13 protein-coding genes are annotated in these 15,009 nt (G+C 35.6%); 12 read left to right on the top strand and 1 reads right to left on the bottom strand.

All coding sequences use genetic code 11. The features are described from left to right. Window positions 1-411: 411 nt before the first annotated feature. From BUA02_RS15195 to BUA02_RS15220, 6 genes are all read left to right on the top strand, one after another. Entirely contained in the window at window positions 412-1,707 is a 1,296-nt protein-coding gene (locus BUA02_RS15195; protein WP_072705679.1) for an oligosaccharide flippase family protein, read from the top strand. A 6-nt stretch (window positions 1,708-1,713) separates the two neighbouring features. Beyond that, window positions 1,714-2,625 carry a radical SAM protein gene (locus BUA02_RS15200; protein WP_072705681.1) on the top strand — a complete coding sequence of 304 codons (912 nt, stop codon included), beginning with the start codon at window positions 1,714-1,716 and terminating at the stop codon, window positions 2,623-2,625. 174 nt (window positions 2,626-2,799) lie between these two features. Continuing rightward, window positions 2,800-3,147 (top strand): asparagine synthase-related protein, encoded by a 348-nt coding sequence (locus BUA02_RS15205; protein ID WP_072705683.1) that lies wholly within the window; start codon window positions 2,800-2,802, stop codon window positions 3,145-3,147. Between the two features lie 230 nt (window positions 3,148-3,377). Then, window positions 3,378-4,616: a nucleotide sugar dehydrogenase gene (locus BUA02_RS15210; RefSeq protein WP_072705685.1), complete on the top strand. Its 1,239-nt coding sequence runs from the start codon at window positions 3,378-3,380 to the stop codon at window positions 4,614-4,616. A 46-nt stretch (window positions 4,617-4,662) separates the two neighbouring features. Beyond that, complete coding sequence (locus BUA02_RS15215) at window positions 4,663-5,658, top strand: glycosyltransferase family 2 protein (protein ID WP_072705687.1); 996 nt, start codon at window positions 4,663-4,665, stop codon at window positions 5,656-5,658. Between the two features lie 21 nt (window positions 5,659-5,679). Then, window positions 5,680-6,972 carry a DUF6056 family protein gene (locus BUA02_RS15220; protein ID WP_072705689.1) on the top strand — a complete coding sequence of 431 codons (1,293 nt, stop codon included), beginning with the start codon at window positions 5,680-5,682 and terminating at the stop codon, window positions 6,970-6,972. Window positions 6,973-7,308: 336 nt separating this feature from the next. On the opposite strand, the gene BUA02_RS15225 is transcribed toward BUA02_RS15220, so the two are convergent. After that, entirely contained in the window at window positions 7,309-8,376 is a 1,068-nt protein-coding gene (locus BUA02_RS15225) for an IS110 family RNA-guided transposase (protein ID WP_242946524.1), read from the bottom strand. 217 nt (window positions 8,377-8,593) lie between these two features. On the opposite strand from BUA02_RS15225, the gene BUA02_RS15230 reads away from it, so the two are divergent. The 6 genes from BUA02_RS15230 to BUA02_RS15260 all read left to right on the top strand — a co-directional run bounded on the left by BUA02_RS15230 (window position 8,594) and on the right by BUA02_RS15260 (window position 14,874). After that, window positions 8,594-9,793: a hypothetical protein gene (locus BUA02_RS15230; protein WP_072705691.1), complete on the top strand. Its 1,200-nt coding sequence runs from the start codon at window positions 8,594-8,596 to the stop codon at window positions 9,791-9,793. A 15-nt stretch (window positions 9,794-9,808) separates the two neighbouring features. Beyond that, window positions 9,809-11,260, top strand: coding sequence for a hypothetical protein (locus BUA02_RS15235; protein ID WP_143147449.1), 1,452 nt, complete (start codon window positions 9,809-9,811; stop codon window positions 11,258-11,260). 420 nt (window positions 11,261-11,680) lie between these two features. Next, window positions 11,681-13,195 (top strand): IS21 family transposase, encoded by a 1,515-nt coding sequence (gene istA, locus BUA02_RS15245; RefSeq protein WP_178297661.1) that lies wholly within the window; start codon window positions 11,681-11,683, stop codon window positions 13,193-13,195. Further along, window positions 13,188-13,970 carry an IS21-like element helper ATPase IstB gene (istB, locus tag BUA02_RS15250; RefSeq protein WP_072703992.1) on the top strand — a complete coding sequence of 261 codons (783 nt, stop codon included), beginning with the start codon at window positions 13,188-13,190 and terminating at the stop codon, window positions 13,968-13,970. Before istA ends, istB begins: the two co-directional genes overlap by 8 nt. Next, the gene (locus BUA02_RS15255) at window positions 13,967-14,443 is read left to right on the top strand and encodes a hypothetical protein (RefSeq protein ID WP_072703989.1); all 477 of its coding nucleotides are present in this window, start codon (window positions 13,967-13,969) and stop codon (window positions 14,441-14,443) included. Before istB ends, BUA02_RS15255 begins: the two co-directional genes overlap by 4 nt. Next, window positions 14,431-14,874, top strand: coding sequence for a hypothetical protein (locus BUA02_RS15260; protein WP_072703987.1), 444 nt, complete (start codon window positions 14,431-14,433; stop codon window positions 14,872-14,874). Before BUA02_RS15255 ends, BUA02_RS15260 begins: the two co-directional genes overlap by 13 nt. Window positions 14,875-15,009: the final 135 nt, after the last annotated feature.

Here is a 15,009-nt window from a genome sequence, read left to right on the forward strand (position 1 = left end):
ATGGAAAAAACAGGTTTTTTCAAAATGGTTATCTGTGCTTGGGGCGAATTTATGAAATTACAACCAAAAGAATGGATAAGACACTTGGCGAGATGTTGATACTCCCATCTGAAAAGGTGTTAGGATGAAAAATGAGAAAAAAATCCGTTAACAAAAGAAGAAAGAATACTGAGTGAGGCAATATATGAAATGATTACTAATGAGGAGTTAAGAAAAAAATATAAAAAAACAGGTGAATGTAAGAGCAAGGGAGTGTGATTTATAAAATTCTATTGAAAGATGGATTAATTTGATTGAAGATAATGAATGATATAAATGAGTTGTACAAGTTTATGAGTTTGCGGGATTTTTTGGGTATTAATGTTATTAGAATAGAAATCATGTATAAATATTATAGATTGAGTGTGCTATATGAATAAGATATGGATAAAGAATATATCATACACTTTATGTGGAAAAATAATGGCGATGATTGCGTCTGTTGTTACAGATATAGTAATTGCAAGATTATTGGAAATTCAAAGCTATGCAGAATGGACATTCTTTTTTTCCATACTTACTATGCTTAATTGGGCTGGTTGGCTTGGGATAAATATTTCGTCAAAGGTAATAGTATCAAAATGCACATCTGATATTGAAGAAGCTAAATGTTTAAAGTCAGCTCGTTTAGTTAGGTTTTTTTTTAGCGTATGTATTGGAATTGTTTTATACGTTTTCTTACCACGATTGGCACCGCTTGGAGGGTATCCACAGAAGTATCCAGAGTTGAAATGGCTGTTTTCAGTAGCCTGTATTTTAGTCTTTTTTAATTCTTTTGTTGAGTTCTATAAAGAAATATTTATGGGTGTGAATAAATTCAAATGGTTGTTTCTGATTACAACTGCAGAATATATGGGCTATTTTTTGTTTTCTACGTTTTTTTTGTTTCTGAATAGAGAAATCAAATCTGTAGTTTATGGGTATGTTGCTTCTGGAATAGTTGTGTTTTTAATAGGCTATTTTGGTATATATTTAAATTATAGAGATAAAGTAGTTATTGGCAAAAATCTTTTGTTCGAATATGTGGTTCCTATAATGAGATATTCTATCCCTATTGCATTGTTGGGCATGGGAGTTGTAATTTTAACTGAAATGGATACATTTATGCTAGGGATTTTTAGCACTAAAGAGAACGTCGCCGTTTATGGAATTGCTAAAAATATATGTCACAAGGCAGCGCATTTAAATAATGCTTTTTCTAGCGGTATTATGACTACTTTTTCGGTTGTTACCGCTAATAATTTTATGGATCGTAAGAGTAAATATAAGAACGCTGAAAGAATTAACATATTTATTACAACTTTAATCTCTGCGGGCCTATTTCTTTTTAGTAAAGCTACAATCTCAATTTTATATGGTAAGTCTTATTTAGAGGCAGCACATGTTATTAACATACTGATTCCATATTATTTTTTATTTGGTATTTCTAATTTTTATTCATTTTTCCTTGATTTTAGAAATAAAGCGGGAAAAAGGTGTGTATGGTATTGCAGTGTTGTGTTTCTGAATATGCTTTTAAATAGAATACTGATTCCCAAATATGGGGCTGAAGGCGCAGCGATAGCAACGAGCATTTCACTACTTCCATATACTGTTTATTCGTATGTGGCATCAGTAAAAGAGTGGAATGAAATAAATTATCAAATTAAAAATGGAGGATTACAATAAAATATTATGATGAATTTTTTTATAAGGGTGGCAAGTGTAATTGAGCCTGAATACCGGGCTAGAAAAATCAAAAGTAAGGTGATTTCTTTCTTTTATATATTGTATTTATGTATAAGACATTTAGATAGAATAATCCGTAGCTTTAATGGGGATTATTTAGTGATTCCGAGGTTGGAAATAGCAGTTACTTCCAGATGCTCATTGAAGTGTAAGAATTGTTCAAGCCTTATGCAGTATTACAAAAAGCCATTTGATATTTCGGTAGATACTAATGTAAAAACCATTAGAAGAATTCTTGATGCAGCAGATCAAGTCAATCAGCTTAAGATACTTGGAGGAGAACCATTTTTATACAAGGATCTTGACAAGATCTTATCGGAAGTGTCTAAACATGAGAATGTAAAAAAAGTACTGATAATAACAAATGGTACAATTGTTCCACAAGGAGAGGCACTGTTAAAACAATTATCAAACGAAAAGGTATCGATACGTATTTCATACTATGGAGAGTATTCGAGAAATCGTGACAAAATACTTGAAGTTTGTGAGCAAAATAAGATAAAATGCTATGCCAAGTTTGAGAGGGAAATGTGGCAATCACCAGGTGGCATCGATAGGCGAAATAGATCATTAAAAAATATAAAGAAGCAGTACAAAAAATGTGACGCATCTCTTTGCAACAATTTACTTGATGGAAAGTTGCATCATTGTGCGAGAAGTTCAAACGGTATGAATCTAGGAGTGATTCCGGATGAACCAGCAGATTATCTTGATGTTTTGAAATATGAATCGCGTGAAAGCCTAAGGAGAGAATTATTGAAATTCCTTTATCATGATAGAGGGTATTTACTAGCTTGCGACTATTGCGATTTTGCAACACACGATTCACACGAAGTGATTCCAGGGGAACAGATGTAATATTGCTTCATTCTGAGTATCGTATAAATGAATATATAAGTATGATAAAGATATTTCTACATTATTTTAAAATGTTTGGGATGAAAGAGAAATAAAAGTTGTGAAAAAAAGAGAAAAAGTAGCGCTGATAGTTAATACCGATTGTATCAGGGAGAGGACTACATAAGATCTAAAATGGTAGATTCAATATTACTTGATTCTGAAAATGAGTATGTGAATCCTATTTTTGCATTTGACGAACTAGAACAGGTTGACGGGCTGCTACAAAAGAGAATGTTATTAGATATAATGACATATCTTCCAGATGAAGTATTAACTAAGACAGATAGAGCAACTATGAAATATTCGTTAGAGATGCGAACTCCCCTTTTGAATCAACAGGTTATGGAATATTCATTCAGGATACCTATTGAATATAAATATCGAAATGGTGAAAAAAAATATATATTAAAGGATATTCTTTCTGATTTTGTTCCTAAAGAAATGATTGATAGACAAAAAAGGGATTTGGTGTTCCTATAAAAAAGTGGCTATTAGGTCCACTATATGAAAATGTTAGAAGATATGCAGAAAAAGATATTTTAGATAGGCAAGGAATTTTTAATGCTGATGGGATTAGTATGCTTATAACCTTGACAAGAAAAAGTGATAGTTATAGATATCGAGCTACATTGTGGTGTTTTTTTATTTTTCAGATGTGGTATCAGAAATATGTAGAAGATCTGTGGAACTAGTAGGAAGGAAATAGAGGTATGAATAAGAAAATGGCTGTAGCAGGGACAGGGTATGTAGGATTATCAATTGCTACATTGCTATCGCAGAACAATAGTGTTACTGCGGTAGATATTGTGCCAGAAAAGGTTGATTTGATTAATAAAAGATTATCACCGATTCAGGATGACTATATTATTAAATATTTGAAAGAAAGAGATTTAAATTTAAATGCTACTTGTGATGGTGATGAAGCATATAAGGACGCAGAATTTGTAGTAGTTGCAGCACCCACAAATTATGATAGTAAACGTAATTACTTTGATACATCTGCAGTAGAAAGCGTTATCGAGCAGGTTATAAGAGTTAATCCTAATGCTACTATTGTTATTAAAAGCACTATTCCTGTAGGTTTTACAGAGTCTGTACGCAAGAAATATGGAATAAATAATATTCTTTTTAGTCCTGAGTTTCTAAGAGAATCTAAAGCTTTATATGATAACTTATATCCTTCCAGAATAATAATAGGAATGGATAAAAGTGACGCGGACAACGTAAAAGCAGCTAGTGAATTTGCAGGATTACTTGCTGAAGGTGCTATTAAAGATAATATTGATACTTTATACATGGGATACACTGAGGCAGAAGCAGTTAAGTTGTTTGCAAATACTTACTTGGCGCTTCGCGTTTCATATTTTAACGAACTTGATACATATGCCGAGATGAAAGGACTCAATACTCAAGACATAATTAATGGCGTTTGTCTTGATCCCAGAATTGGAACACATTACAATAACCCATCCTTTGGCTATGGGGGATATTGCTTACCTAAAGACACTAAGCAACTACTTGCTAACTATAATGATGTTCCACAGGAAATGATGTCAGCTATTGTACAGTCCAATAGAACAAGAAAGGATTTCATAGCAGACAGAGTGCTAGAAATTGCTGGAGCATATGAAGCAAATTCTTCTTGGAGCGCAGATAAAGAAAAGGAAGTAGTAGTTGGAGTCTATAGACTTACAATGAAGAGCAACTCCGATAACTTTAGACAGAGTTCTATACAAGGAGTAATGAAGCGAATTAAAGCTAAAGGCGCTACGGTTATAATTTATGAGCCTACTCTTGAAGATGGAAATACATTTTTTGGAAGTAAAGTAGTAAATAACCTTGAAGAGTTTAAAGAGAAAAGCCAGTGCATCATAGCGAATAGGTATGACGCGTGCTTAGATGATGTGAAAGACAAGGTATATACTAGGGATATTTTTAAACGAGATTAAGAATAATGGTATTAGCTTGTATAAGAATGAAGATAGGAAATAATAGATGACCATAGATGTAATAGTTCCGATTTACAATGTTGAAAAATATATTGATAAATGCATAAGGTCAATATTAGAGCAAGAATATAGTGAACTACATGTCATATTGATAGATGATGGATCAACGGATGCATCCGGTAAGATATGTGATGAATATGCAAAGAAAGATAAAAGAATAGAAGTGGTTCACAAAAAAAATGGTGGATTATCAGATGCAAGAAATACCGGATTAAAGCTGTCAAGAAACGAATTGATTGCTTTTATTGATGGCGATGACTTTATTCATCCGAGTTACTTAAAAAAAATGATGTCAGTTATGGAGAACTATAATGCTGATGTAGTTGTAACAGGAGTAGAAAAAATAAGTGAAGAACATATAGTGGCTTTTGATAAAGAAACATGCAGTAGAGCAGATGTAGTAGTTATCGAAAAAAAAGATATATTGAAGCAACTAGTTGAAAGAGATGAATTGACTGTCATTCAGTGCAACAAATTATTTAAAAAAGAAATCCTAAATGGAATTGAATTTCCTGTGGGAAGAAAGCACGAAGATACATTTGTTATTCATGAGCAACTATATAAATGTAATAGAATAGCATATATAGAGGAAAGTCTTTATTACTACGTGCAAAGAAGCGGTAGTATTATGCATTCAGAAGGAATTGAAAGCATATTAGATGCTATTGACGCGTTAGTAGCGAGAATAGAGTTTCTAAAAGAGCATTCATGCAATTCTGACCTGCAATGGGCTTCTAATATGCTTTTTAAGTACATTATGTGGAAATATGAAGAAGCTGTTGAATGTAAGGATACAGATAAAAAAACAGTACTTTCAAAAAAGTATACTGAGTACTATAAGCATTATTACAAATTAACATTTGGTCTATCTAATGATTATGTAGTTTTTGCTATAATTCCAAGTTTTTTTGGGTGTTGGATAGAAGTAGAAAAAACTCTAAAAAGGATATATGCGAAGCTTTTAAGTATAATGAAGAAATAGTTTGGAAAAAAGGTAAGAAAATTGCAGAAAAAGATAAGAATCGCTATAAATGTTTTTTGGTTTTTAATAATTGCATATTTGTCATTTAAAATGCCTTTGTTTGTTGATGATTACTTTCAAAGTAAGTCATTTGCTACTGGGGAAGATATAAGCAGCCTTAATATGATTTTTGACTCACTGAAAGTTTCTTATCAGATATTTAACGGCAGAGTTATTACGATGTTTTTTATTCAGTTGATGTTGAATGTGCCGAGGATAGTATTTTCTATTTGCAATGCTATAGTGTACATTATGTTGGCGAATTTAATTGTTAAATATATTTGTTGCGGTGTAGATATAGATAAAAATAGAAGCACCATAATTTTGGCTCTAGTATATGTTTGTATGTGGTTTATGATGCCAGACTTTGCTGAAGTTGTAGTGTGGCCCTCAGGATGTATTACATATATGTGGATGAATCTTATAATATTATCTTTTGGATACTTGTATTATAAGGCTTTCGCATCTATGAGGTGTTTCGATGGTAGCACATCACGAAAAGTTCCTGCTGGCAAGACAATTATTGCAGCTATTGGATATACAGTATTAGGTATATGTGCAGGCTGGTCTGCAGAAGCTAGTGCAGGTGCGACTATTGGTGGAATTAGCTTATTCTTTATTTGGTGCTTGTTAACAAAACATAATATTAGATTAGAAAAAATAGTTGGGTTTGTTGCTTGTTTGGCTGGATATTGCATGCTGATTTTTTCGCCTGCAAATAGGGTTAGAATTACTGATGCCGAAGGCGGAATGGCTACCAAGGGTTTGATAGGGACGTATGCATATAGAGTAGCAAGAGAGAGTTATTATCTATGCATTTTTTTGCTTGTACCAATTGCTATATCTATAGCACTCTACATATTTACTAGAAATAGAACTTCCACTGAAAAAGAAAGTGTATTTAAGAAAGTTATAAAAGAAGTTTCAAAGGGACAAGAAGTATTCTTTTGGCTTATTGCCTTTGCAAGTGTTTATGTAATGACTTTTTCTGCAGGATTTGCTAATAGAATTTTCCAGTTTCCGCTATTTATGTTGATAATAGCGATGGGGAAGTCGTTTATGAAAATATGCGATGATTTAAGCGTTGAATATAAAGAAAGGCTGGCTAAAGCAACTATTACTTTTAGTATAATAATGATGCTTTTAGCATCAACAGAAGTTATTGCTGGATCCTTCTATGCTAAAGCTCATGATTCATTTTTTGATAGACAGATGATTTATTATCATATATATGATACAAAAGGCGTTATTTCAGATTCTTATGAGCAAGACTAATGATTGTTTATGGTATACTATACTTTTGAGAGTATAGTATATTTTTTGGAGACCAGCTATGAAAAGTCAACCCTAGATTAGGCAGAAATTTCGTTTTCTATATCGATTGAAAAAGGGTAACTTTAATAAAGCTCCCTAAAGGTGCCTTTTCAAAATCTATCGATATTGGTTATCAAATCTCTATTCGAGATTAAATGCTACTTCGTTAGTGAGCATCTTCCAGATGATCCTGACATGCTTGCCGGCGCTAAGCCCTAAAGCATTGTAGTGAGTCCGACCTTCAGTTTTCTTGGTATTGTAAAAAGCCTCGAAAGTGGCGTTGTTTCTAACAACGTTTCAAGCTGCATTAACAAGAGCGTACCTAAGGGTATGTGAGCCACGTTTGGATATGCGAGTTTTCTTGGCCTGGTAATTACCGGACTGATATACAGAAGGATCCAGTCCCGAAAAGGCAAGCAGCTTGTTTGGATTAGAGAAACGGTGAATATTTCCTATTTCACCAAGTATCATTCCGCCGTTGATATATCCGATACCCGGAATGGTCATGATGACAGAATCATTGAATTTCATGATGTCAGCCATCTCTGATTCAATCTTTACTAATTGGCTATCCGGTAACTCGATTTGTTGAATGGTCTGGGTTATCTGAATAGATATAGAGCTGTTGTTTGCACCGACAGACTTCTGTGCGAGAACTCTTAATTCTTTGGCCTGTTCTTTGGTAAAGTGTCCGTGTGAGTTCACTTTTAGCAGGTTTGCAAGATGAGTCATATGCATGGAAGCAACTTCTTTCGGTGATGGCGCTTCTTTAAGGAGAGCATAGATGGCTTTCTGGTGCAGGCCGGATTTAAAGAAATACTGTATTTCCGGAAACACTTGATCAACATATGTGGTCAGCTGAATCTTAAGGCGTGTTCGCTGTTTTATCGTCTTATGGCGGAACCTGCCAAGGGCTTTTAAGTCCATAAGATCAAGATCATAAAAACTGACGAACCTGAGTGAATCCTGCATCATAAGAGTTTTGGCAATTACAACTGTGTCGACCTTATCTGTCTTAGTCTTGCGAATGCTATTCTTTCGCATCTGAGATGTCTTGATGGGGGTCAACACACACACTTGGTAAGACTCAGTAACAAGGTATCTAACAAGGTTGTCACCGTAGTGTACCGTCGATTCAAGACCAATGATGATGCTGTCTTTCTCGAAGGAATCGAGCTTAGAGATCAGCAGTTGGAAGCTATCAAAGTCATTTGTAAATTTGAACGGCTCAATGAGTACTTCGCCCTCCACAGAAATGGCAGCGGCGAAATGGTTGAGTTTGGCAATGTCAATGCTACGTAAATCATGAGGTTGTACCTCCCTTTCATAAAGTCTGATACCATGATGTCCACCATCGATTATCATCGTAGACTTGATTGAAATAAGTACTTTGTGTAAAGCCCCGGTACATCCAGCATATAAACAATTCAGATAAAGGTAGCGGCAATACACTCCAGTTGAGTAGTCAAGCTACAGGAAAAAATCAAAAGTCCATAGTATCTGAATTGTATTGAACCACAGATATAGAAAAATGAAAGGAAAGTATGATATTTAGCTTCTAAAAAATCATACAAGGATAGTAATGAAAATAGTTATACAAAATAAAAAAGCAATAATATTATCACTAATTGTAACGGGAGTTTATTTGTTTAATTTTTTTCATCAGGTAAGATATGGTTCAGGAGAAACGGATTCATATTATCACCTGAGTTATGTCAGGTCTTTTTTCTATGATGGATATCTACCAAAGTCCCAGCAGTCATATCCATTGTTTTTTTATGTGATTGCTCTTTTTGTAGTTATATTTAGAAATTATACGGTAGCTGCACTGTTATTTATTATGATATGGGCTTTTGCAACCAACATTTTACAGATTAAGTTGATTGATAAGCTATTAGATGAAAAAAACAGTAATTATTCCGTACTTTTAGGCTCTGGTCTTAGTTTTATTTGGCCGATTTCATTTCATGCATTTGATTTTCTTAAGGGGGAGACTACATACTGGAGCAGTATGTTGCATGTATATCTTACATCGGGTTCTACTGCGCCATACCATAATCTTACCTATTTGTGTGCAAAGCCATTTGCAATACTTACAATATATGCGTTTCTTACTCTTTTACAATCAGACAAAAAAGCAGAACAAGTAAAGATGGCAATTATATTAGCGGTATCTATGCTTTTATCGGTTTTGGCTAAACCTTGTTTCTATCAGTGCTTTGCGCCTGCTGGAGCACTTTTTGTTATAGTTTACTTTTTATTAGGACACTTTGATGAATTAAAAAAATGCATCACGATAGCAATTTCGTTTGTACCAGCTACGATATGGGTTCTTTATTCAATGACGATGAAGGTTCAGCCTATTGCTTTTTCTCCATTTGAGGGAATGATGTTTTACAATGCAGATGGAACAAATGGCTTAATTATATTGTCTCGTGCTATATTCTACGTGCTTTTTGTAGTTGTTTGTATGTTTGTGTATAGGCAAAATAATAATAATATGATACTTGGGGGACTTATTTACTTGTTTGGCGTCGCTGAGTGGATTTTATTTATTTTTCCGTTGGAGAAAGGCGCTCTGGACATGATGTGGGGCTACAATATGTCAATGTATTTGCTTTTCTTATTTGCAATAGTTACTGCAAAAAGAATCTACAATGTAAAACATAATAAGGTTGTGTTTTATTTTGGCAATCTGATCTTTGCCTTTCATACTACATTGGGATTACTGATGTTCATAAATACGTGGATTAAGGCATATTACCAGTATTTTTTTGAGTGATTATGATATAAAGAAATGAAGAATAAAATAAATGCAATTATATCAAACATAATAATATTTGGATTTCTTGTTATATTTTTTTCATGCATTACACCACTTATTGCTTATAACTGTGATGATTGGATATATTTAGGAAAGATAAGACTTCCTATACCATTATGGGGAGGATGGAATCCAACTAGGGTATTTTTTGAAACAGTAATGCCAATAATGGGAAGAGTTGCGGGGTATATTATCTATCCGATTGTTGGTGATTTTGTTTTTTCAATTACCTTAGGATCTGCGATATTGCTGTCATTTCTAATTGCTGTTATGTGTATCAGTATGTACAATTTACTTATAAATAGATTCAAGTTTGGAGAGGTACAAGCTCTTGAATCTGAAATTTTCTTTTTGGCACTTTTTTTTCTTATCTTTAGGACGAGATCAGAAAGCAACTACATGTTTTGTGCTGAAGATTTGTGTTGCGTATACAATTACACAATGCCAGGTGTTATAAATGCGATAGTTGTACTTACAATTGCAAGATATGAGGGTTTTGCGAATGCGTTTAAAAGATTCGATTTGGTGAGAAAAGGAGCATTTCTATTTGTCCTATATTTTGCGTTATTATCAAATATTTTTCATTCAATTATAACTGTATCGTATTGTATGGCATTGATTTTGCATGAAATAGTATCCGAAAAAAAGGACAAAGAAAATAGTATTAAGAGATTATATAAGAATACTAGTATTTATTTTTGGATTATTGTTTCTTGGATAATAGTTCTATTTTTTGAAAAGTCAGGTGGAAGAGCTGGTACTTTTCAGCACAAGTTTAATCTGGTTCAATCAGTAACTCAATTTAAGGCGATTCTGTTTGCACTTTCAAAACCGTTTCTAGTCTTGGTTGCTGTAACGTTTGCTGGATTAATATGGCGCAACATGAGAAAAATGAAAGAAGGTAGAAGTGTAGTTATTTGTTTTGTTGTGGCAATGTTTGGTGTATTGATTTATCTGTTGCTTTTAAATTCTCTTATAGGCTATATGAGTAGAGTTGATGCTTCTTGGGGCATATGGTTTTACCTTATATCTATATGTTCACTAATGATAAGCAATACGATTGCAAATATTAAACATAGCAGGTTGATTATGGCAATCATGCTTTTTACTGTCATGCTATGTTGCTATTATCCGGATGGACGTTACATGATTAGCAGTAGCCGTAATAGGGATTATGAATTATGTTATAAGACCAGCAAGTATTATGTGGATAGTATTATAGAAGCTAGATTGGAAGGCAAAGAAATAGTTGAAATTGCTATACCAGAAGTTGAAGTCAACGATGAGAAGAATCTTACATATTATTACGGCTTTGGCGATATAGTAAGTAATACCTTGTATTTTAATGGTATAATTGATGAGCGTGTGACTGTTCAAGAAAAAGTAGATTCTTCGTTAAATGAAGAATTTTTGGGAGTGAGATAATGTTATTTAATTATGGAGAATTCCTGATTTTTTTCCCTATAGTGGTTGTTATGTATTATTTGATACCTTCAAAAGTCAGATACCTTTGGCTTTTGGGGGCATCTTATTTTTTTTATATGGGATGGAATGCGAAATATGCTCTTTTATTGTTGTTTTCGACAACGATTACATATATTAGCGGACCACTAATTGAAAAAAATGAAAACGAAGTTATCAAGAAAATTGTAGTATTGATTTACACTTAAAATTGACCCGGGTTTAATACTTAAAACTGACCCACCCCAGATGGTGGATCGCGAGTATAAAACCATTTCGATTATACACTGTACCTTGAAAATTTAATACTTAGAATTGACCCACCTCTTTGAGGTTATATAGAATTCTTTCCGTATGTAAAAACATATGGAAGGAGGAAAAGAGGTGAAAGAATTGGAAGACTGGGTGGCTGTGCACAAAGTGTACAAACAGACTGGTTCCAAAAGAGCTACGGCTTCTATTCTTGGGATAGCCAGAAATACGGTCAGAAGTCTATTAGAAAAGACTGAACCTCCTGTCTACAACCGGACAGAGTACAGCTCCAAGATTGATCCGTTCAAGGAACAGATCATTGCCTGGAGGTGTGACCCATTTAACTTCAATGGCACCAGGATATTCAGTGAATTACAGAAGCGTGGCTACAAAGGCAGTATAGGACCTGTCTATTACTTTTTAAGAAGAGTGGATGAAGATGTTGGAAACAGTATCAGTAGTAAGGCAACGACAAGGCACGAAAGCCCTCCGGGTGACCAGGCTCAGTTTGACTGGAGTGAGTATCAGGTGCTTATTGCAGACAGGTACATGACAGTATACTGCTTTTCCATGATACTGGCTGCATCAAGAAAGAAGGCGATATGTTTTTCTTTACGGGAAGATGCTGATGCTATATATGAAGCTGTTCAGGAACTGTTTGATGATCTGGGAGGCGTAACACTGGAGCTTCTTATTGATAATCCCAAGGCGTTTGTTATCAAGAATAATCCAAAGTCAGAGGAAGAAATAAAATATAATCCTCATGCGCTGGCCATGGCTCTGCATCTTGGTGTTGAGCTCAACGCATGTCCATGCTACTGGCCACGTAAAAAAGGGAAAATCGAGAGACCATTCAACTATATCGAAGAACAGTTCATAAAAGGGAATGCCTTTGCAAGCATGGAGGATCTGAATTCCCGAGGGAAAGCTTTTATAAATGAGTGGTGCGACAAGAAGCATTCCACCACCAAAAGAATTCCAAACCAGCATTACCTGTTGGAAGAAAAAGCTCTGTTACAGCCGCTTCCCAAGGAACACTACTATGCAACCAGCAAGCTTAAGCGGAAAGTCAGTCCTGATAGTTATCTCAGTATCGGTGGCAATAAATATAGTGTTCACGTCAGATATGTTGGAAAAACACTATACTACAGGCTGAATTATGGCTTCAGGATCATGTTGTATGACTCACAGGGACATTTCATAGAACATCAGGAAATATCTTATGAAAAACATGAGATCCGTACCAATCCTGACCACTATGAGCCCATTGCAAAGAAGGTATCAACTTCTGTTCCGCAGATAAGGCGTGACTTCACTAAGCGCTTTAGTAATGGTGCACGTTATCTTGAAGCAGCAGGTCGTAAGTTTGACCAGCCTACATTCCATGCCAGAAGGATAATGGAACTCCAGGATCTTTACGATGATGATACTCTGGACAGGTTTATAGGGCTGGCCGTCGATGAAGGAAAGATGGATATCAAGCTGTTCAAAGAGATGCTTCGTGAGTATAACTCAGGAGAGCGAAAACTTCCGGAGGCTAACGAAACTGAAGCTACCGCCCTGATAATCGGTACAACGGCCACTAGTGAGCTTACGAGAAGCTGCAGCTACTATGAGAACTATGCAAAGGAGGTTCTGAATGCTTAACGACACAGAACACAAAAGCGCATACATAGAAGCAAAGATGAAGCAGTTCAAGCTCGTAGATATGCGCGCCCAATATAAAGACATCATTGAAGAAGCAACACAGGAATCACTGGGATATATGGATTTTCTCCTCAGGCTATTGGAACTTGAAGACAGTGGAAAAGCCAGCCGTAGAACAGAAAAGCTTCTTGTGAAAGCCGGTTTTGATAATGCATCTTCTCTTGAGGACATTGATTACAGCTTTAATCCGTCGCTGGATAAGGATAAGATCGATGAACTCGGAAAGCTTACTTTCCTGGATAACCGTGAAAATATCATAATCATTGGGCCACCTGGAGTTGGTAAGAGTATGATTGCTACGGGAATAGGTCGTAACGCCTGCAGAAGAGGCAGGAAAGTCCTTTTTGTTAATGCAAAGGAACTTGTCGACAGGCTTTATGATGAGATGCTTGCCGGGAATCTCCAGCAGATGCTTGATAAGCTGAATCGTATTGAGCTTCTGATAATAGACGAACTTTCATACATAAAAATGGACAAAGAAAGAGAGAGCATGTTTTTCCAGATCATCCGTCAACGATACGAAAAAAGCTCCCTCATTATCACCACTAATCTCCCAATGGGTAGATGGGATGAAGTATTTACCGGACAGCTTGCGGCAACTGCAATACTTGACCGCCTGCTGCATCACTGCCATGTGCTTAGTATAACGGGAGACAGTTACCGTGTCAAAGGGTCAAAAATAAGTGTTAAAAAACAGAAAGGTACAGAAAAATGAACATAACAAGCGATAGACAGCGATTCCTGCAGGATGAGCTGAATAGATATGAAAAATCCACACCAATGAATGAGGCAGAAAGGAAGGTTCTTCATGAATGGGTTGCTGCTGGCAACAGTGTGCACGAGAACTCATGCAATGCTGAAGACGGCCATGGAAACTACATTGATTTTCTTGACATTTACAGGGAGGAACAGGATATCCGTGATACCCTTAGCACTATGGATGATGAAGAAAAAGAAGAATATCTTGCCGAACTGAGAGGTGAAGACACTATTAAAAGCCTGAGAAAGCAGCTTCATGAGTTGTCGTATAAGTCAGATGTATATGAGAAAGTACTTCGGAGACACAAGCTCATTGAAGAGGCTGAAGCCCTTATGGAAGAAGGACGAGCTCTATCCAGAGCATTCGATGAATGGGCTGAAGCAGAAATGGGCAAGCTGTCGGAAGGAGAACTATCATGGTTAAAATAAGAGATAAAAATCTCCCTGAACTTGCAGGAATATACAACAATGGCGGAAAGGATGCTCTTTACCAAACGCTCCGAGAGTCATTTGGAATAAAGTATCCTTGGTCAACGCTGTCAAGAATGAAGAGCATGGATTCCCTGGGATACGACGAAACAACTGACAGATTCAGAGCTGAGCAATGCAAACAGGCAGATGAGAACTTATTTATGTCGATGGATGAACTATGCTCCCCAGTTAAACCACAACATATATGCGAGGACAAAATAGAAAGAAATGCTCCCAAGGCTGAGGCTATGGAGAAGCTCGTGAAGGAACTTATCGGTGACAGACTACTAGAACTTAGCAGGTATGTTGTCATGGATACCTTGAGCAAGACAATGATCATAGATAAAACAGCACTTACCGGTGCTGGATACACACTGGTAACTCATTAAAAGGTGGGTCAATTCACAGTGTAAAAATCGAGATTTATAAATAAAACTGACCCGCCCTCAAAATCGCACTGGCGGATCTAGGGGTGGGTCAGATTTAAGTGTAAAAGTGGGTCAATTTTACTTGACATTCAACAT

It is taken from the genome of Butyrivibrio hungatei DSM 14810, assembly GCF_900143205.1.
Lineage (GTDB): Bacteria > Bacillota > Clostridia > Lachnospirales > Lachnospiraceae > Butyrivibrio > Butyrivibrio hungatei.